Source organism: Dyadobacter sp. HNCC25DJ183 (assembly GCF_056895175.1).
This window is the reverse complement of sequence record NZ_JBXHAP010000010.1, coordinates 118,656-136,904: the sequence shown is the minus strand read 5'-3', so window position 1 is coordinate 136,904 and position 18,249 is coordinate 118,656. Positions and strand designations below refer to the sequence as shown.

General features: G+C 47.2%; 20 protein-coding genes. 14 read left to right on the top strand and 6 right to left on the bottom strand.

Going from position 1 to position 18,249, the window contains the following annotated elements; genetic code table 11:
* Positions 1-95: 95 nt before the first annotated feature.
* From AC1XTG_RS23705 to AC1XTG_RS23685, 5 genes are read left to right on the top strand one after another with little or no spacing between them, the layout of a single operon-like run.
* Entirely contained in the window at positions 96-2,582 is a 2,487-nt protein-coding gene (locus AC1XTG_RS23705; protein WP_484843690.1) for a hypothetical protein, read from the top strand.
* Positions 2,579-2,902, top strand: coding sequence for a T9SS type A sorting domain-containing protein (locus AC1XTG_RS23700; RefSeq protein WP_484843689.1), 324 nt, complete (start codon positions 2,579-2,581; stop codon positions 2,900-2,902). The genes AC1XTG_RS23705 and AC1XTG_RS23700 overlap by 4 nt, the downstream gene beginning before the upstream one ends.
* Entirely contained in the window at positions 2,899-3,582 is a 684-nt protein-coding gene (locus AC1XTG_RS23695) for a hypothetical protein (protein ID WP_056291399.1), read from the top strand. Before AC1XTG_RS23700 ends, AC1XTG_RS23695 begins: the two co-directional genes overlap by 4 nt.
* A gap of 30 nt (positions 3,583-3,612) precedes the next feature.
* Positions 3,613-4,140 (top strand): DinB family protein, encoded by a 528-nt coding sequence (locus tag AC1XTG_RS23690; protein WP_484843688.1) that lies wholly within the window; start codon positions 3,613-3,615, stop codon positions 4,138-4,140.
* Positions 4,141-4,154: 14 nt separating this feature from the next.
* Positions 4,155-4,382, top strand: coding sequence for a DUF2905 domain-containing protein (locus AC1XTG_RS23685; RefSeq protein WP_484843687.1), 228 nt, complete (start codon positions 4,155-4,157; stop codon positions 4,380-4,382).
* Positions 4,383-4,414: 32 nt separating this feature from the next.
* Here AC1XTG_RS23685 and AC1XTG_RS23680 read toward each other — a convergent pair whose 3' ends face one another.
* Entirely contained in the window at positions 4,415-4,918 is a 504-nt protein-coding gene (locus AC1XTG_RS23680; protein ID WP_056291394.1) for a hypothetical protein, read from the bottom strand.
* Positions 4,919-5,038: 120 nt separating this feature from the next.
* On the opposite strand from AC1XTG_RS23680, the gene AC1XTG_RS23675 reads away from it, so the two are divergent.
* The gene (locus AC1XTG_RS23675) at positions 5,039-5,419 is read left to right on the top strand and encodes a hypothetical protein (RefSeq protein WP_056291392.1); all 381 of its coding nucleotides are present in this window, start codon (positions 5,039-5,041) and stop codon (positions 5,417-5,419) included.
* Between the two features lie 333 nt (positions 5,420-5,752).
* Here AC1XTG_RS23675 and AC1XTG_RS23670 read toward each other — a convergent pair whose 3' ends face one another.
* Positions 5,753-6,142: a hypothetical protein gene (locus AC1XTG_RS23670; RefSeq protein WP_056291390.1), complete on the bottom strand. Its 390-nt coding sequence runs from the start codon at positions 6,140-6,142 to the stop codon at positions 5,753-5,755.
* Positions 6,143-6,187: 45 nt separating this feature from the next.
* Positions 6,188-6,646, bottom strand: a complete 459-nt coding sequence (locus tag AC1XTG_RS23665) for a Panacea domain-containing protein (protein WP_056291388.1) — start codon at positions 6,644-6,646, stop codon at positions 6,188-6,190.
* 339 nt (positions 6,647-6,985) lie between these two features.
* Here AC1XTG_RS23665 and AC1XTG_RS23660 point away from each other — a divergent pair, with 339 nt between their 5' ends.
* The 6 genes from AC1XTG_RS23660 (at position 6,986) to AC1XTG_RS23635 (ending at position 14,031) form a co-directional block, all read left to right on the top strand.
* Positions 6,986-7,564: a helix-turn-helix domain-containing protein gene (locus AC1XTG_RS23660; RefSeq protein ID WP_056291386.1), complete on the top strand. Its 579-nt coding sequence runs from the start codon at positions 6,986-6,988 to the stop codon at positions 7,562-7,564.
* 210 nt (positions 7,565-7,774) lie between these two features.
* Positions 7,775-8,467, top strand: a complete 693-nt coding sequence (locus AC1XTG_RS23655; protein ID WP_484843686.1) for an HAD hydrolase-like protein — start codon at positions 7,775-7,777, stop codon at positions 8,465-8,467.
* 28 nt (positions 8,468-8,495) lie between these two features.
* Positions 8,496-9,629 carry a TIGR03364 family FAD-dependent oxidoreductase gene (locus AC1XTG_RS23650; protein ID WP_484843685.1) on the top strand — a complete coding sequence of 378 codons (1,134 nt, stop codon included), beginning with the start codon at positions 8,496-8,498 and terminating at the stop codon, positions 9,627-9,629.
* 40 nt (positions 9,630-9,669) lie between these two features.
* Positions 9,670-11,334, top strand: coding sequence for an alkaline phosphatase family protein (locus AC1XTG_RS23645; RefSeq protein ID WP_484843684.1), 1,665 nt, complete (start codon positions 9,670-9,672; stop codon positions 11,332-11,334).
* Between the two features lie 24 nt (positions 11,335-11,358).
* Positions 11,359-12,717, top strand: coding sequence for an aspartate aminotransferase family protein (locus tag AC1XTG_RS23640; RefSeq protein ID WP_484843683.1), 1,359 nt, complete (start codon positions 11,359-11,361; stop codon positions 12,715-12,717).
* Positions 12,718-12,732: 15 nt separating this feature from the next.
* Positions 12,733-14,031 (top strand): DUF5690 family protein, encoded by a 1,299-nt coding sequence (locus tag AC1XTG_RS23635; RefSeq protein WP_484843682.1) that lies wholly within the window; start codon positions 12,733-12,735, stop codon positions 14,029-14,031.
* 71 nt (positions 14,032-14,102) lie between these two features.
* Here the strand turns inward: AC1XTG_RS23635 and AC1XTG_RS23630 are convergent, their stop codons facing one another.
* Entirely contained in the window at positions 14,103-14,327 is a 225-nt protein-coding gene (locus tag AC1XTG_RS23630) for a hypothetical protein (protein ID WP_056291374.1), read from the bottom strand.
* A 268-nt stretch (positions 14,328-14,595) separates the two neighbouring features.
* Between AC1XTG_RS23630 and nhaA the strand changes: the two genes are divergently transcribed.
* Positions 14,596-15,759: a Na+/H+ antiporter NhaA gene (gene nhaA, locus AC1XTG_RS23625; RefSeq protein WP_484843681.1), complete on the top strand. Its 1,164-nt coding sequence runs from the start codon at positions 14,596-14,598 to the stop codon at positions 15,757-15,759.
* 19 nt (positions 15,760-15,778) lie between these two features.
* Here the strand turns inward: nhaA and AC1XTG_RS23620 are convergent, their stop codons facing one another.
* Positions 15,779-16,285: a hypothetical protein gene (locus AC1XTG_RS23620; RefSeq protein WP_056291370.1), complete on the bottom strand. Its 507-nt coding sequence runs from the start codon at positions 16,283-16,285 to the stop codon at positions 15,779-15,781.
* Positions 16,286-16,342: 57 nt separating this feature from the next.
* On the opposite strand from AC1XTG_RS23620, the gene nfi reads away from it, so the two are divergent.
* A complete protein-coding gene (nfi, locus tag AC1XTG_RS23615; protein ID WP_484843680.1) occupies positions 16,343-17,083 on the top strand; it encodes a deoxyribonuclease V in 741 nt (246 codons plus the stop codon).
* On the opposite strand, the gene AC1XTG_RS23610 is transcribed toward nfi, so the two are convergent.
* Positions 17,075-18,238, bottom strand: a complete 1,164-nt coding sequence (locus AC1XTG_RS23610) for a glycoside hydrolase family 18 protein (RefSeq protein WP_056291366.1) — start codon at positions 18,236-18,238, stop codon at positions 17,075-17,077. The two genes, nfi and AC1XTG_RS23610, sit on opposite strands and share 9 nt — an antisense overlap.
* Positions 18,239-18,249: the final 11 nt, after the last annotated feature.

Below are 18,249 nucleotides of genomic sequence, written 5' to 3'. Positions count from 1 at the left end.
TTACACCCTAAACATATATCAATACTTATATATTTGCGCCGGTTAATAGAAATTTAATATTCATTAGACCAACTGCAGGCTTACTTAATATCACAATGAAAAACCTGATTTCCTGGCAAAATACCTGGCCGCACCTAGTAGCTGTATTGGGCTTTATTATTCTGTCCATTGTATACGTTTCTCCGGTACTGCAGGGGAAAAAACTGGTGGCGACAGACGATATTCAAGCAAAGGCCGCGGCACGTGAAGTGATTGACTATCAAAAACAAACAGGAGAATGGTCTTCGTGGACCAATGGGATGTTTGCCGGAATGCCCGCTTACCTCGTAGCCACCGATTATCCCACGAGTATCTCCACCAAAATAGGACAGGGTATCAACAAGCTCCTGCCTGCACCTGCCAACTACCTGCTGATCGGCATGGTGAGCGCGTATGTACTTTTCCTGGTGATGGGCGCCGGTAGCTGGCTCGCAGCATTGGGGGGAATTGCATTTGCCTTTTCATCCTTTAACATCATTAACCTCGAAGCGGGGCACATTTCACAGGTAATCGCGATCATGTATGCACCGGGTGTTATTGCTGGGGTCATATTGGCTTTCAGAAAACACTGGCTTGCCGGGGCTGCACTTACCGCCTTCTTTTTGTCACTTGAACTTTACGCCAACCACGTTCAGATTACGTATTATCTCGGAATCGGGATTGTAATCCTGGTTGTAATTGAAAGTATTGCTTTTATCAGGAATGGTCGCGGCAAAGAGCTGGTACTTGTAGTCGGCGGCCTGGGGCTTGCGGCTGTGCTGGCCGTGGGGACGCATACAACCCGGTTGTGGAATGCTTATGATTATACCAAAGAAACAATCCGTGGTAAATCGGAGCTCACCAGCAAGGATGCTGCTGCCAGTCCGGGCAAAAACGACGGGCTTGACAAAACGTACGCTTTTACATACAGCTACGGTTTTGGCGAACTGCTCACGCTTATTATCCCGAATGCGTACGGCGGCGCCGGATACGGGCCTCTTTCCACTGATTCCGAAACTTACAAAACGTTGATTGGCCGCGGTGTCGATCAGGGTAATGCGCAAAGTATCATACAGCAAATGCCGCTTTACTGGGGTGACCAGCCGATTATGGGTGGTCCCAACTATGTGGGCGCGGTCGTATTCTTCCTGTTTTTGCTGGGTATTTTTATTGTTAAAAGTCCGCTCAAATCCTGGGCTGTCGCCGTAGTGCTTTTGTACATTGTTTGGGCACTGGGCAAAAGCTTTGCAGCTGTGAACTACCTGTTCTTCGATTATTTCCCGATGTTCAATAAGTTCAGGGCGATGACAATGGCGGTTTCACTGGCGCAGCTGCTGATGGTTTTCCTGGGGGTACTGGCATTGATTATCCTTGTTCAAAAGAAAATTACCTGGAAGGAATTCCAAAAACCTTTTTTGATATCAGTTGGTATCAGTGCCGGTTTAATGGTGATCATGGCTTTAATGCCGACATTGTTTTTCAGCTTTCAGTCGGCAAATGATTCGGCGACGTTGGAGCAGTTTTCACAGATGACCCGGGATAAGGCATTTGCACAACAAATTATGAACTCCATTGTGCAGGACCGGATAGGTCTGATGAAAGCCGATGCATTCCGCAGCCTGATATTTATACTCCTCGCCGCCGGACTGATCTGGGTATGGATGATGGGCAAGATCAAGCCTGTCGCACTTTACGCAGTATTAATCGCCCTTGTTGTTTTTGATTTGTTTGGTGTTGATAAGCGCTATCTGAACAGCGAAGATTTTGTGTCAAATTACGTGGCACAAGGAAATACCGGCCCGTCTCAGGCCGACGAACAGATTCTCAAAGATCCCGATCCTGACTATAAAGTATTTGATAATACATCAGGACAAGGTCCTTTCAACAGCGCGGCTGCTTCCAATTTCCATAAATCATTGGGCGGCTACCACGGCGCGAAGCTTCGGAGGTACCAGGAGCTTTTTGAGAGGCAGGTGATGAGCCAGCGTCCTAATATGAATGTTATCAATATGCTGAATACGAAGTATTTCCTTATTCCGGATCAGCAGGGTAATAAAGTGGCGCAGACCAATCCCGATGCATTGGGGCATGCCTGGTTTGTAAGCAGCTACAAGGTTGTTCCGAATGCGGATGCTGAAATGGCTGCCCTTGATTCGCTAAAACCACGGTATGAGGCAGTGCTTGATCAGAAGTTCGCTTCTAAATTACAGGGGCTCAGTCTACAAGCCGATTCTTCTGCCAAAATCAGTCTGATCAGCTACAAGCCCAATGAGCTGATTTATGAGAGTAATTCCAGCAAAGAAGGGTTGGCGGTTTTCTCGGAGATCTATTATAATGTGCGGAATGAATGGAAGGTAACGATCGATGATAAGCCAGCGGATATGCTTCGTGCCAACTACGTACTTCGCGCATTGAGGGTGCCGGCAGGTAAACACACGATCAAATTCCGCTTCGAACCTGTGTCAGTAGCAGTAGGAAGTAAAATAGACCTGGTGAGCTCGATATTATTGCTGGGGCTGATCGCCGGGGCCATATTCGTTGGTGCAAAATCCAGGAAGGTATGAGAGGTATGTTCGCAATCTGGCTGACGCTATTTGCATTGGCTGGCTGTAACAAACCGGACATGGAGCCGGATCTGGCAGTTGTCACCTTTCCTAATCCGGCTACCAGCGTGATTACGGTTGACGTACGAAATGATCAGCAGCAAGCTTACATCATCCGCATTTTCGGTCCGGATGCGAAGCAGGTTGCCGAGCAGGAAGTCGGGGCGGGCATTCAGCGCACCGGTATCAAGTTCGATCTGGAAGGTAAGAGCAAGGGTACTTATCAGGTTGTAGTGGAAATAGGAGGTATTACACTGGTCAGAACGTTTTATAAAGTATGAAGCACTTCCGGTTCATTACCTGTTTGCTTTTCCTGTTCATTGGTTTTGAATCCTTCTCACAAAACAGGAAGACAGAATGGTACGTTACAGCAAACGGGAATTTTTACATGCCGGTTGGCAACAGGTCAAAAGGTATGTATCCTATTCTGTGGTATGATAAAACGACTTCGCCCAAAATCCTGCTTGGCGGGGTGGGGACCGGAGCAGCATTGCTGAAACCACTGAGCAAAGATTTCAGCTTCAAGGCACAAGCCAATTTGTCAAAGCATACTTACTGGGAAGACCTGACGTTGATGAGAGATTATGTCGGTTCTTCCATTGGATACTTTCAGGCTGGTTCTTCCGATTATGGGCTTGGTGTCGCTGCCATGATCCATTATTTTCCTGTCGAATCGTTTTCAATCGGGGCCGGGCTGAGTGGACAGGCTACTTTGATTTCGCTGTCAAGAACGCCCGGAATGTACGTCGGCGCTGATATTGATCCTGGTATTGTCGTGAACAGGTATTATAAAGCCGTCGTACCAATGGTACCGGTAGAGCTTTCTTATACAGTGAAAAGATTGCTGTTCAATGTAAGGTATGAGGCAGGATTGATAAACAGGATCAAGGGTGATCTCGCCAACTTCAAATCGGACAAGTACAGTCTTCTCACATTTGAACTAGGGTTTCGGATAAACTAACGTGCTTCTCAGTTATTAAATGCATTCAAAATGACAGATAGAAAATATCCCATTGGTCCGTTTGTTCCGCAGGAAAGCTATACGGAAGAGGAACTGGCCGAATTGATCGCTACGATTGAATCTGCGCCCGCCGCTTACTGTGAGCTGGCTGGCAATTTTTCACAGGAGGATCTCCGCAAAACTTACCGCGAAGGCAGCTGGACTGTTCAGCAGCTGATCCACCACGTTGCCGATATCCATTTGGTGCACTTTTTCAGGATGAAAAAAGCATTGACCGAGCCTGATTACAAGGAGGTAACTTTAATCAATATGGACGGTTGGGTCAAAACGCCGGAAGCTGATCTATACCCGATTGCGGATTCACTTGCCAGTTTTGAAGGGATTGGGAACAGGTATGCGTACCTCGCTAAAAATCTTACTCCCGAGCAACTGGACATTGCGTATTTCCATCCCGTTCGCCAGCTGTGGATCAGTCAGAAAATTGCATTGGCTATGTCGGCCTGGCATGTGAAACATCATTTTGCGCACATTGAACTGGCGCTTGGTATTCTCGAATAGTTTCACGAAAAACCATGTCCCAAACCACAGGTAAATATCTGATCCTGATCGGTCTGGCAGTTGTTCTGATCGGCATTATCGTGTACTTTCTGAGCGATAAGCTACATTGGCTCGGCCGACTGCCCGGCGATATCCGGGTTGAAAGAGAAAACTTCAAATTCTATTTCCCGATTACAACAATGCTCCTGCTCAGCGGCCTGCTCAATCTGGTGATCTGGCTGGTGAAGCGGTTTATGGGATAGGTTACATTAGCTGCGAGTGGTAGGTAGCTATCCTATTTCCGCACAGGCTTCAATCCCCGCATTGCTTTTAATCCGATAGTGGCGGGTGTGGTTAGAGGTATTTCCAGGAGCTTTGGCTCGGTTTCCGGTTCTATATATTCGCGCTTTTCGGTGATGTAACGCCTGATGATAAAGGCTTCTTCGCGCTCGAAGTTGATCGGGCTTAAACCCACATTTGCAGACATATCGTACAATTTCTTGTGCCACAAGGCCGCTTCTACATTTCCGTCAAATGCATAATGGTTTTCAAACCCGCGATCAAATTTGAAGTGGATCATTTTTCCTGCATTGGTCAGCAGACTCTCCGGCGTGCCGGTAAGCGTAATAGGGATATAGGTTTTTTTATCCACTATAAACCCGCCGTAATTGTTCTTGATATGCTCCCTCATGTTCCGCGGTGTGTCGCCGACGAGCAGTACATCGACGAGCAAAATCAGTTCGGCAGCATGAAATTGCTGGGTAGTTTCAATGAGTGGGAGCGTGGAAATGCGGATCATCCGACTTTATACTGTTAATTAGAGATTGTTATAGGCGACAACATGATTGTGCTGCTGCGAGGTTCAAAGGCACAATAATTATGCTTGTCGTAATTGATAAATCAAACCAAAAAAATAAGAATGGAACTTCAAAAGGTGAAGAATTACAGGTTTGTCGGCTTACTTGGAAACGGCCGCGAGCGATATAGCGATAAGGAACTGGATCAGGAGCAGCCTACCGAGCCTATTGTGATCGATGCATTTGGTTTTTCAGATGTTTACAGGTATGCCGGATATGTTTTCCTGGATGAAGAATGGTTTACCAAATACGATAGGAACTGGCGGCTGGACACTGCCAAAATTGACGAGCTGCTGGTTGATCTTGTGAAATACTCGGTGAAGGATTCAAAATCCGAAAACCTGGCCAGGATTGAAGCCTATCTGCAATCACCACCCGAGACAATAGAAGAAGCCGCCGAAGTCTGGAAATCCTTCCATGAGCCCACACTAAAAAGAATATAATCCCTTGTCCCCGGGCTTAAGCCCGGGGCAATGGACTGCTGTGGCTTTGCGAAATTTTAGCACTATCATCAAAGGAGGGCTTCAGTTCAAAGAAAACCTAGCAAAACAATCTATTGCTTAAGCCCGGGGCAATGGACTGCTATGGCTTTGCGAAATTCTAGCACTATCACCAAGGGGGGCTTAGCCCAAAAAAAAGCCCAGCAAAAACAATCCCTTGCCCCGGGCTTAAGCCCGGGGATCATTGAATTGAATTGAATTGAATTGAATTGAATTGAATTGAATTGAATTGAATTGAATTGAATTGAATTGAATTGAATTCAATTGGTTATTCAATTAATCTCTGTTTCTGTTTGGGAAAAGATATTTGGTAACAGCCAGGAAGAAGGCGGCCACATTAATGGTTGTAGTAGTGATCAGGGCGATGGTTACTTCATTCGTAAGTTTGAAGTGCATGGATTCAAAGCCGACCATGAGAATAATGCCGAAAATGCCAGCCAGCCAGAGTGCTACCATCCAGAAGATCAACTTCGCGTATTTCTTACGCTCCTGCGTATCCTGCCGGAAGCTTTCGAGTTCGGCTTTGTTTTTCTCCCCTGCATAATCTGCTGTTGCTTTCGGGTCCCGGTTGGCAAAAACGAGACTGTCAGTCGTAATCTGATCAGGTACGTCAGACTGACTGTTAATTACATCCGCTACATTCTGTACAATATTGGTTGACGGCATTGTTGGCTCGGCTCTCGGCTGCAACTGGTTAACTGTATTTCAAGATTATGCTGCCTGATGTGGAAGATTGAAAGATTCCCGGAAGTACTTTTTCATCAGTTCAGGACTTATCGTGGTGTTCAGGGAGCGCTTTGCAGCCTCATCCCACGGAGATCCCGGCAGGTGTGTCCAGTTGGCAAGCTTGATGGCATCAACACTTTTGGTGATATTCCACACATCCAGAAGAATGGACTGGGTATTGGCGTCGAGGCTGAGGCCGTCGGCGGGCTGTGGCAATGTAATGGGTTTGTCGCCCCAGCTTTTGAAGGTATTATATACAGATGGAATAACCGGACCGTATCGCCAGGCCTGAATATCCTCGGCCAGAAGCGGCTTTTCTGTCAATGCCAGATACATTCCATTGGCGAGGTACAAAACCTTCTGCAATTTCATATTTGTAAGCGGCACATCATCGACAATGCCGAGATTGACAAAATAACGGGCTACTTTAATTGCATCGTGCATAACCGGATCTTTTAGTATGTGAGAAGGAATATATCATTTCTTTAAAACTCCTCAATATAACGGAATATTCCTAAAAAATAGTTCTTGGCTGTTAGGTGTTAAGCTGTTAGCTATTAGCTGTTAGCTATTAGGTACAGAACAAAGGAAGTGCTTTCATTGTATGGCTGTGTTGAAAGAATAAACAGCACATATAATCAGATACTAAGTAAAAAGCCAATAGCTAACGGCTAAAAGCTAATAGCTCTCAGCAAAAAACTTACACCTGCCATATTTTCCTGGGCTAAGTAAAATTTACATTGTATCATTGACGAGCCAATTTTTTACTCACTTGAAAAAAGCATGCAGGAAGATATTCTTTTGCAGATCAGCAATAAGTTAAAGGAAGTCAGGAAGAATAAAGGGGTTACCCTGCAGGAAATTGCTGATGAAGCCGGTGTTACAAAAAGCCTCGTTTCTCAGATTGAAAACAGCCGCACCATTCCGTCGCTGCCTGTGATGCTGGGCCTGATCAAAGCTTTGGATATCGACCTCAATGTATTTTTCAAGGATATTATATCCAAGTCGCCCGGCGAGAATGTACTTGTGCGGCGCAAGGAAGAGTACCAGCCTTTTACCAAGGAAAATGCAAAAGGCTTTTACTACCAGCGCATTTTCAGCAGGCAGTTTAAAGACAACCATATCGACGTAGTCCTGCTAAGGCTGGAAAAGGATGCGAAGCGCCCGATGGTGCGTACCAATGCATTTGAATTCAAGTATGTACTCCAGGGTGCGGTTGAGTATACCGTAGGTAAAAACAAATATGTCCTGCATCAGGGGGATTCCATGTTTTTTGACGCCAATGAGCTGCACAATCCTCGGTGCATTGAGGGTGACGAAGCATTGCTGCTGGTGATCTACTTCTTTCATGAGCAGGTTTAGTGTTACTGTACGCGCTTCAACTATCCTGTTTAAAAGTTCAATATAAATTAACATTCGCTTAATTTTCAATCTGCTCAATTTTTCTAGATTTGTGAAACTGATATAGCATTTAAGAAGCTTTGTGTGTGCTTTTCTGTGCAGGTCTCAGTATGATTAGTTAAATATTACTTTACTGATATATTGAAGTTTCACCAATTATAATCTGAATTAATGATCGAGCTAGTTGTCTTTGATATGGCCGGGACGACGGTCAGGGATAAAAATTTTGTAGGTATCGCATTTCAGGAAGCGATGCAATCTCAGAGTTACGACATTGAGATCCGGGATATCAATCCATTAATGGGTTATGAAAAGCCGCTTGCAATCAAAATGATGCTTGAAGCGCATGAGCCGGATCAAACCAGGATCACAGAAGAGCTGATCGGTAAAATCCATTCCAGTTTCGTCGATGCAATGATCCGGTTCTACAGTACCACCCAGGAGCTTGCGCCACTTCCGAATGTGGAAGAAACTTTCAAAACGCTCCGTTCGGAAGGGATCAAAATTGCGCTTAATACCGGTTTCTCCAGGGATATCGCCGATGTGATCGTGGAAAGACTGGGATGGACAAAAAAGATCGATATGCTCGTGGCGAGCGACGAGGTACAATCGGGGCGCCCGGCTGCTGATATGATCAATAAAATAATTGCAACGCTAAACATTACCTCCGCCGCGCACGTAGCGAAGGTGGGCGACACAGAAGTTGATATCAATGAAGGAATCAATGCAGGGTGCAAATATGTGATCGGCATTACTACCGGTGCATTCACACGCGAAGCGCTGCTGCCTTACAATCCGACCCACGTAATTGATGATATAGCAGACGTGGTCAAAATCATCTCTCACACACATTCACTGGCCTGACCGGTTTAATCATTTAGTTAGTTTCGAAATGAAAAAATCTGCGATTGTAATCGGGGCGGGTATCGTCGGGCTTGCTACGGCCAGGGCTCTTGCTACCCGGGGCTACGAGGTAACTGTTATTGAAAGATCGAGTAAAGCGGTTGGCGCGTCTATCCGGAATTTCGGGATGGTGTGGCCGATTGGTCAGCCGGAAGGAAAGCTTTACGAGCGTGCATTGCATGCCAAAAGCATCTGGAAAGAAGTGCTCGCGGGGGCCGGGTGCTGGTCGCACGAAGGTGGCAGCCTGCACATGGCGTACCATAATGATGAAAACGAAGTACTGCAGCAATTTGCGGAAATAAGCAGTTACCGGCCTGTTCAGTACCTCAATGCGGCGGCTACCCTTGAAAAGTCGCCGGCCGTAAATGGAAAACAACTCCTCGGCTCTCTCTATTCTGCCGACGAGATGATCGTGGACCCGCGGGAAGCGATCGCCGCGATACCGGGTTACCTGACAGCAGCGCTAGGTGTTACATTCATCTGGAACACTGCTATTTCCAGGGTTACGTATCCGCAGGTTTTTTCGGGTGCAAAAAGCTGGTCAGCGGACGAGATATTTGTTTGCAGCGGACAGGATTTTGAAACATTATACCCAGAGCATTTCAGCGCAGCGCCTCTGACCAAATGTAAACTGCAGATGCTGCGGCTGGAAGCACAACCCGATAACTGGAAGATTGGCCCGGCCTTGTGCGGCGGCTTGTCACTGATCCATTACCACGGCTTCAAAGCAGCACCTTCATTGCCCCGCCTTAAAGCACGATACGAAAGCGACTATGCAGAATACCTGAAATGGGGCATTCACGTGATGGCGTCTCAGAATGGTCTGGGTGAAATTACCGTGGGCGATTCCCACGAATATGCACTTACATTCGACCCTTTTGACAGAGAATTTATCAATACCATGATCCTGGACTACCTGGCTACTTTCGCGCAGTTTAAATCGCCCAAAGTGTTTCAGACCTGGCACGGGATCTATCCAAAAATGACAAATGGCCAGACCGAGATCGTGTTGCAGCCGGAGAGCGGTGTGACGATTATCAACGGGCTTGGCGGCAATGGAATGACACTGTCTTTCGGTTTGTGCGATGAGGTAGTGGGCGGTACTTACGCGCCTCTGAATTAGACAAGAACCTTTTTAATTTTCCTAAACCCTTATTCAAACCATGAATGCGTTCAGGGCATTGTTACTCCTTTTTGCGGGATTGATCCTTTTTTGCTCGTTTCGGCAGAATGAAGAAGGTCCGGCCGGTATAGAACACGTGATCGTAATCGGCGTGGACGGGCTCAGTCCCGACGGGATCAAAAAAGCGGAAACGCCATTTATTGATCAGATGATCTCCGGCGGCGCTGTGAAGTGGAATGTACGGACGGTGCTTACTTCTGCAAGCAGCCAGAACTGGGCCTCGATGATCATGGGCGCCGGGCCCGAGCAGCACGGGATCATTAATAATGACTGGGAAATGGACGACCATACCTTACCCGCTATCGTGAATGAAGCGGACGGACGTTTTCCAACGATTTTCAGCGTACTACGGAAAGCCAGGCCGGATGCAGAAATCGGGACTGTGTATCATTGGGAAGGTTTTGGAAGGCTATTTCAAAAGAATGCGCTCAGTTACGACAAACACTTCTCCACCGAAGATTCCACAGCAACAGATTTCATCAGGTATATCAAAAGCAAAAAGCCGCTACTGGGCTTTGTGCATTTTGACCATGTAGACCACGCGGGTCACCATGGCGGGCACGGCTCTCCGGAGTATTATAAATCCGTTACCAAAGCAGATTCGCTGATCGGGGCGGTTTTGAAGGGGATTGAAGAAGCGGGGATGAAGGAGAAAACGCTCGTTATTCTCTGGGCAGACCATGGCGGCATTGGTTACGGCCACGGCGGAGCAACTCCCCAGGAAGCCGAAATCGCGGGGGTGTTTTATGGGAAAGGAATCAAAAAGGGCTACGAAATCGCACAACAGGTATATACTTATGATCTCGCCTCGACCATTGCATTTGCATTGAGCATTGAGCAGCCTTATGCCTGGATCGGCAGGCCGGTAAAGCCTGTTTTCGAGGGAATGCAGGAGCCGAAGAACCTTTGGTTGGGTGAAAAGACGGTGGAAGCGCCTGTTATTTACCCGGACAGAAACCTATACGCACAAGCAGGCGGCCTGTTTATCGACCAGAAACCGGTTGTTAAAATCGAAACAAAAGCTGCGAACAGTGTCACAAGGTATACGCTCGACGGCACAGAGCCCACGCCATCTTCCCCTGTCTTTGAAAAGGAATTGACATTAACCAAAACCACCGTTGTAAAAGCGCGCACCTTTGACCAGAAGGGAAACCCCAGCCCGCGTGCTACCGCCTATTTCAGGGTAGTGAGTTCAGGCAAAGGAAATGGATTGACGACCACATTTTATCAGGAAAAAGACCTGAAAAGATTGCCTGATTTTACCAAAATACAAAAAAGCAGCAGCTGGATAAGCCCCGAATTTGCACTTGATAAATCGCAGATCAGCAAGCTTCTCAAAGAAGGAAATGAAAGCTTCGCGGTGCGTTTTGAAGGTTTTATTCAAATTGAAAAAGCAGGCAAGTACACATTCTCGACACAGTCCTATGATGGCAGCAAGCTGTATATCGACGACAAAGAGGTAGTTAATAATGACGGGAACCACGGTGTGCAGGAGGAAACAGGCTCCGTAGAGCTAAAAGCCGGCAAGCACCCGATCCGTGTCGAGTTTTATAACAATGGCGGAGGCTTCTGGCTCGACGCATTCTACAAAGGTCCGGGCATTACAAAACAGCTTATCCCGGCAGACAAGTTGTTTGTCAAATAACCCAATCCAAACTGACACCTGCAAATGGCCGAAGCGCACAACCGAACAGAGGGGGATATCAATTTATCATCCGCCCGCAGCGACTGGTACGCATTGATCAATGATCCTGAAACGGTTTCCTGGCTCAATGAGGATGAATCTTACTTCTTGCATCAATCATTGTCAACGCCCTGCCTTGACGTACTTGCTTCCTGCGACGGCATTTACCTCACTGATATACAAGGTAAAAGGTACATGGATTTCCACGGGAACAATGTGCATCAGCTTGGTTACCGCAATACTTACATTGTTGAAAAGGTCAAGGCTCAACTCGATATTCTTCCTTTTTCGCCTCGTCGCTATACCAATGTGCCGGCCATAGAACTGGCTAAAAAGCTGGGTGATTTAATGCCCGGTGATTTAAAGCGGGTACTATTTGCGCCCGGCGGTACATCGGCGATCAGTATGGCGCTGAAACTGGCGCGCATTGTTACCGGAAAGCACAAGGTGATTTCGCTCTGGGATTCCTTTCACGGCGCTTCGCTGGACGCCATTTCGGCGGGAGGTGAGCTGGATTTCCGAAAAGATATGGGACCGATGCTACCAGGCGTGGAGCGCATTCCGCCGCCTATGACCTACCGCGGGCCTTTTGCATCGGCGGGCAGCGGGGATCTGGCTTATGCGGATTACCTCGAATATGTAATAGAAAAAGAAGGCGATATCGGTGCATTCCTCATTGAAACGATCCGCAATACCGATGTTCAGATCCCTTCCAATGCGTACTGGCAGCGCGTCAGGGAAATTTGTACCAAACATAAAGTACTGCTGATACTCGACGAGATCCCGATCGCATTCGGCCGCACCGGGAAAATGTTCGCATTTGAGCATTATGGAATTGAGCCCGACATCGTCTGTCTCGGAAAGGGACTCGGCGGGGGGATTATGCCAATGGCGGGAATCGTGGCCAGAGACAGCTACAATGTAGCGCAAAGTGTTTCACTCGGCCACTTTACGCATGAAAAAAGTCCGCTCGGAAGTGTGGCTGCGCTGGCTATGCTGGAATATATTGAACAGCATGCGATTCTGGAAAAAGTAAAGGAGGACGAACAATTTATGTCAACCGCACTCGCAAAAATGAAAGACAGATACCCGTTGATCGGCGATGTGCGCGGGATGGGGCTTTTGTGGGGCATTGAGCTGGTAACTGACAGGGTAACCAAGGAAAAGGCTGTGAAAGAGGCGGAGTTGGTTATGTACGAATGCCTCAAAAACGGTTTGAGTTTCAAAGTGTCCCAGGGCAACGTGCTGCAACTCGCGCCACCACTTATCATCACCCGCGAGCAGCTTACAGAGGCGCTGCAAATCATTGAGAATGCATTGATCACCGCGTCAGGCACTGTCTGACTAAATAGACGGATTATGCGATTGAAAGAAGTACTTGCCCGATCCAACTTCCTGTTTATTCTGTGGGCTATCATTGCCTCTTTCGGCGCTTATTTCTGCATGTACGCATTCAGGAAGCCATTTAGCGCTGGCTTGTACGACGGTCTGGAACTGGGCGACCTCAGCTACAAAACCGTACTCATAATTGCACAGGTAGCGGGTTACACCATTTCGAAGTTCATCGGTATCCGCATTATTTCTGAGCTGAAACCCGGCAGGCGCATTGCTTTTGTGATCAGCCTCATCATCATTGCCGAGGTGGCTTTGTTGCTGTTCGGCCTCGTTCCGCATCCTTACAACTTCATTTTCCTGTTTATGAACGGGCTGCCGCTGGGTATGGTGTGGGGAGTTGTATTCAGCTTTCTGGAAGGTAGACGGTTTACTGAAATGCTCTCCATGGGGTTGAACATCAGCGTAGTCGTCGCTTCCGGAATTTTAAAAACAACCTACATTGAAATTCACACCCTTTTGCCCCAGATATCTGAATTCTGGATGCCGGCGCTCATGGGCGGGTTATTTCTGCCGCCTTTTCTGATGTTCGTCTGGATGCTTTCCATGATTCCCGCGCCGAATGCCGAGGATATTGCATTGCGTACCGAAAGGTTACCTATGACCCAGCCGGACAAAAAGCAGGTGATGCGCCAGTTCGGCTTTCCCGTTCTGTGCATGGTTATCTTTTATGCCTCGCTGGTGGTCGTACGCGATTTTAGGGACAATTTTATGATAGAGATCTGGAACGAGATCGATACTGACTGGGTAAGCAGCGTTTTGACACAAACAGAAATGATAACCGGGCTGGTAGTGCTCGTAATTATAGGCTCACTGGGCTTTATCAAAGATAACCTTACCGGCTTCCGTGCCACCAACCTTATCCTCTTCGCGGGCATGCTGATGATCGGGCTATCGACTTTCCTTTTCTCACAAAAACTGATTTCCAGTTTTTACTGGATGCTGTTTGTAGGAATGGGCTTGTTCCTGGCGTATACGCTGCTGCAAACCGTGTTTTTCGACAGAATGATCGCGCTGTACCGGATCCGCGCCAATGCGGGCTATTTCGTTTATATGTGCGAGAGCATCGGTTACCTCGGCAGTGTCGGGCTACTGCTTTACAAAGAGTTTTTCATGAAAGAACTGAGCTGGTCGGGCGTGCTGATGCATTTCGCCTACATTCAGTTCGGGATAGGGTTTCTGCTGTTGCTGCTAACCAACCTGAGCCTGGAAAAGCGGCGAAGCAGTTCGTTTTCCAACAACAATGCGCCGCTCGCCGTGATCTGAAAGGGCATAAAAAAAGGAGAAGCTAGTGTTCTCCCTTTTAAATCTCAATTTCACCTTAACCTTATTTCAATCTATTTTGCCACTTTGAGCTCCACAATGGAAGCTTTCTGAGCAGGCGTGTACTTGCTGTATTCGTTAACCGTTTTGCCGTTTTGCGGAGCCGGTGTTTCAAGTGCCGGGGTGGCGGCTGGTAATGCCATTTTAGCGTCTTCTTTTACTTCGTTATTATTATTTGCAAAAGCGATAGTGCTGCTCAATGTGAGTGCAAATGCGAAAGTTGTGATCAGATTTTTCATAGCTCTAAATATTTAAATTCTTGTCTTTGTCTTATTTGTATATGCAAATGTAAATGCATTCCGGGATATAGCATGAGAATTGTTTCACGAGTGAGCTAATGGTATTTTGAGCGGTTAATGCTGTTGATGAACAGTTTAGTAAATCATACACTGTTTGTGTTGGCTGTCCTGTTTGCCTGGTCAACCACTTGGCATACTATTAAGAGATATTGGAAAAGCACAATTTGCCTTGCCGGTTGCCCACAAAAATATTTATTAAATTGCCTGCATGCCAAGACTAATCAACTTAAAGCCACTCAAAGAATTTCTGCAATCCAGTACAGCAGGAGGTATCATACTGATCGTATGCGTAATCGTTTCACTTGGGATCGCCAACTCGTCCGTCGGGCCCGCATTTGAGCGCCTGCTTGGCATTGAGCTGGGGTTCAATTCCGGAGCGGTGCATTTACGCTATCCTGTTTTGTTGTGGATTAATGATGGTTTAATGGCCATATTCTTCCTAATGGTGGGGCTGGAAATCAAACGGGAGCTGGTGGAAGGAGAGTTGTCCTCATTCAAAAAAGCCGCATTGCCGATATTCGCCGCGATCGGCGGCGTCATGGTGCCTGCATTGATTTACGCCGCCTTCAACAGCGGCACACCGACAGCAGCCGGTTGGGGAATTCCAATGGCTACGGATATTGCCTTTGCAATCGCAATTGTCAGTATGTTGGGGAAAAGGGTACCTGCTTCCATTAAGATCTTCCTGGCCGCACTGGCGATTGTAGACGACCTGATCGCGATCCTGGTGATCGCGGTGTTTTACTCCTCAGAGCTGCATTATATGTACCTGCTGTATGCATTTGCCATTTTCGGCGGCATGATGGCCATGAACAAATTCGGGGTAAAGAACCTGGTCGCTTACCTGATACCGGGCTTGTTTATCTGGTATTTCATTCACCATTCCGGTGTGCATGCAACCATCGCCGGAGTACTCACAGCTTTCGCCATTCCCACTACGCCCGACGCTACGGAGTCGCCGCTCGAAAAGCTGGAACATATCCTGGTAAAACCAGTCAACTTCGTAATAATGCCCCTTTTTGCATTGGCAAATACAAATATCACGATCGAAGCCAGCATGCTGGAAGGCCTGAATTCGACACTTGGCCTGGGCATTATTGTTGGATTAACATTGGGAAAACCAATTGGTATCTCACTGATTGCCTGGCTTACGATCAGACTTGGGATCGCATCGCGGCCGGGTCATGCCAACTGGGGCCACATTATCGGGGCAGGTATGCTCGGCGGGATAGGTTTTACAATGTCGATCTTCATTGCATTATTGTCTTTCCCCGGCGCACACGAAATTCTGGCCGAAGCCAAGTTTGCTATCCTCACCAGTTCGGTACTTTCCGGTTTGCTCGGGTACTTTGTGCTGAGTCGGAAGTTTTAGTTTTCAATGACACTTCTCATTACTCCGTTTTACATTTGATCAGAATATAATCAAGGTCCCCTTTGGCTGAAAATGCCGCTATTTCGGTGTACTTCTCATAATTCACCCAGCGCTTTATCTCGTCGTCATCCACCTTGGGGTCAATGTTTTCTTTGAGATTGAGCAAGCCGAGAATCACACGGTTTTCAAAGTCGTATTCCGACAAGTCGCGCAGTACAATGCGATCGGCGATCTCGTTGATAAAGATGATCTCGACCTTACCATCACGGTAAATCCGCTTCGGACACTTTTCGCAGCCCGCTTTGGCATCTGCAAAGTAGCTGTCCAGCTTGCCCGGCCCCAGTATCGCTTCCACTTCCTGCTCACTCCGGAAAGCTACCTGTCCCAGGTCAAGCGCGACGACAACCGGCGCATTTTCGTCGTGATCGTCGATGACGAAAAATTTAATAAAAACAGCAATAAGGATGATTACGAATATGATAAACTTCCAGTTTGCCCATTTGCGCTTAACCGTGGCGTGCTCCATTGAAGATGGTCTGATTTTTTAATTAGCTGATTCTTTATTAGCCAAACATCGAATATCATGCCAGATTTATTGAACCAGATTGTTCACACGGCGCAGTCTAATTACGACCAGCTTACGATCCCTGAAGCAACTGCGATTCAGATGGAACTGAGCAGGTACCTGAACCTCGATCCAATGCAAACGCCCGTGCGGACTATTGCCGGCGCCGATATTTCACTTTCACTTTACAGTGAGACAGTTTACGCAGGAATGGTCATACTTAGCTACCCTGATCTGCAACCTATTTCCTATTCTCTGGTGAAAAGCAGCACCACTTTTCCATACGTGCCGGGCTACCTTGCCTTCCGCGAGATACCCGCTTTATTGCAGGTTTACGAGCAGATTCCCGTGAAGCCAGACGTGGTTATGTTTGATGGAAATGGGATTATACACAAGAAGCGAATGGGAATTGCGTCGCATTTTGGGGTTTTGACAGGCGCCACTACCATGGGATGTGCCAAAAAGAAGCTCACGGGAACCTATCAGGATCCGGCCGAAGACCGGGGCGAGCATTCCTGGGTGATCGACAAAGCTGAGAAGATCGGCTATGCGTTGCGGAGCAAGGATAAAGTCAAACCGGTTTTTATTTCTCCCGGCCATAAAATGAGCCTGGAAGACAGTCTTGCAATTGCATTAAAATGTCTGCACAAGCACCGGTTGCCAGAGCCCACCCGCAAAGCCCACGAATATGTGAACCTCTTCCGGACAGGAGCACTGACAGCCGGCTACCACGAAGTACAGAAATTAACGCTATTTTAACTCCTTATCAATCTCGTCCAGCAGGTAGTTTTTGGGATCAGAATCGTATTCCCAGAACATCACGCCCGCGAGCTTGTTGTCAAGTACATACCTGCATTTATCGCGCACTGCTTCCTCGTCTTCGTAGCTGAGTAGCTGTCCGGTAGCTTCATTGACCAGGTAAGGCGCTTTTGCAACTGTGTCCCTGAATGCTTTGAAGCCTTTTTTGTTCACCAGGCTATCCTTGATAAAGGTATATCCTTTGTAATACTCTTGAGATTTCTGCTTTTGACCAAAACCATTTTCCAGTTTTTCAACTGTAAATATCCTGCTGTAAAAAGGAAGTCCTACCACGAGCTTATTCATCGGAACTCCCGCTGCGTGAAACGCTTTTACCGCTTTATCAACCGAGTGAGCAGCCTTGTATTTATCGCTCTGGTACAAGCTGGCGTGGTGTACCACGGTATCGCCCTGAAAAAGATCGTAGGTCATCAAATTGACGTAGTCAAGATACTCGGCAGCTTTGCCCATTTCTGTTGTATTCAAAAAAGAAACAAAACCTGCGGTAGCAGTGGTAAGCAGCTTTTTCTCACCTGTTTCCTTTTCAAGTACGTCAAGTTCTTTTCTGATTGCTTCAAACATCAGGGTGTAGTTCTGCTTGTCTTCGGGGCGGTACACATTTCCTTCTTCGCCAGGGATACCCGGATATTCCCAGTCAATATCCACACCATCCAGCTTGTGTTTTCTGATAATATCTACCGAGCTCACAGCAAATGTCTTTCTCGCGGAATCGGTAAGAACTGCATCAGAAAAATTCTCACTCCATGCCCAGCCGCCAATGGAGATCAGGATTTTGAGGTCAGGATTTTGGGTTTTAAGTAAATTGAGTTTTCTGAAATTGGTTGTATCCGTTTTTTCATTGGTCAAAAACGCCTTTCCCTGTTTTATATCCACGAATGCATAGTTGATGTGCGTCAGCTTATTAGCCTGGATATTTTCCGTATTGAGTAGTCCGTGAAAGCCGCCCACATATCCGATCACGACCGGCCGGGTTGTTGAATCTGAATCAGTTCCGGCCTGCTCTTCCTGTCGGGAATTACAGCCGGAGAGTAGCAGCAATGCGGCAAAAAGGAAGGTCAAAGGGTAGGTAGCAAATCTCGCAGATTTGGAGGTCATCGTTTTGAGAG

Bases quoted from the DNA above. Each gene is read 5' to 3' on its own strand.
- AC1XTG_RS23655 (WP_484843686.1), top strand. From the start codon at position 7,775: ATGATCGAGCTAGTTGTCTTTGATATGGCCGGGACGACGGTCAGGGAT.
- AC1XTG_RS23635 (WP_484843682.1), top strand. From the start codon at position 12,733: ATGCGATTGAAAGAAGTACTTGCCCGATCCAACTTCCTGTTTATTCTG.
- AC1XTG_RS23620 (WP_056291370.1), bottom strand. From the start codon at position 16,285: ATGGAGCACGCCACGGTTAAGCGCAAATGGGCAAACTGGAAGTTTATC.
- AC1XTG_RS23705 (WP_484843690.1), top strand. From the start codon at position 96: ATGAAAAACCTGATTTCCTGGCAAAATACCTGGCCGCACCTAGTAGCT.
- AC1XTG_RS23665 (WP_056291388.1), bottom strand. From the start codon at position 6,646: ATGCACGATGCAATTAAAGTAGCCCGTTATTTTGTCAATCTCGGCATT.
- AC1XTG_RS23645 (WP_484843684.1), top strand. From the start codon at position 9,670: ATGAATGCGTTCAGGGCATTGTTACTCCTTTTTGCGGGATTGATCCTT.
- AC1XTG_RS23685 (WP_484843687.1), top strand. From the start codon at position 4,155: ATGTCCCAAACCACAGGTAAATATCTGATCCTGATCGGTCTGGCAGTT.
- AC1XTG_RS23650 (WP_484843685.1), top strand. From the start codon at position 8,496: ATGAAAAAATCTGCGATTGTAATCGGGGCGGGTATCGTCGGGCTTGCT.
- nfi (WP_484843680.1), top strand. From the start codon at position 16,343: ATGCCAGATTTATTGAACCAGATTGTTCACACGGCGCAGTCTAATTAC.
- AC1XTG_RS23630 (WP_056291374.1), bottom strand. From the start codon at position 14,327: ATGAAAAATCTGATCACAACTTTCGCATTTGCACTCACATTGAGCAGC.
- AC1XTG_RS23610 (WP_056291366.1), bottom strand. From the start codon at position 18,238: ATGACCTCCAAATCTGCGAGATTTGCTACCTACCCTTTGACCTTCCTT.
- AC1XTG_RS23670 (WP_056291390.1), bottom strand. From the start codon at position 6,142: ATGCCGTCAACCAATATTGTACAGAATGTAGCGGATGTAATTAACAGT.
- AC1XTG_RS23695 (WP_056291399.1), top strand. From the start codon at position 2,899: ATGAAGCACTTCCGGTTCATTACCTGTTTGCTTTTCCTGTTCATTGGT.
- nhaA (WP_484843681.1), top strand. From the start codon at position 14,596: ATGCCAAGACTAATCAACTTAAAGCCACTCAAAGAATTTCTGCAATCC.
- AC1XTG_RS23700 (WP_484843689.1), top strand. From the start codon at position 2,579: ATGAGAGGTATGTTCGCAATCTGGCTGACGCTATTTGCATTGGCTGGC.
- AC1XTG_RS23640 (WP_484843683.1), top strand. From the start codon at position 11,359: ATGGCCGAAGCGCACAACCGAACAGAGGGGGATATCAATTTATCATCC.
- AC1XTG_RS23660 (WP_056291386.1), top strand. From the start codon at position 6,986: ATGCAGGAAGATATTCTTTTGCAGATCAGCAATAAGTTAAAGGAAGTC.
- AC1XTG_RS23675 (WP_056291392.1), top strand. From the start codon at position 5,039: ATGGAACTTCAAAAGGTGAAGAATTACAGGTTTGTCGGCTTACTTGGA.
- AC1XTG_RS23680 (WP_056291394.1), bottom strand. From the start codon at position 4,918: ATGATCCGCATTTCCACGCTCCCACTCATTGAAACTACCCAGCAATTT.
- AC1XTG_RS23690 (WP_484843688.1), top strand. From the start codon at position 3,613: ATGACAGATAGAAAATATCCCATTGGTCCGTTTGTTCCGCAGGAAAGC.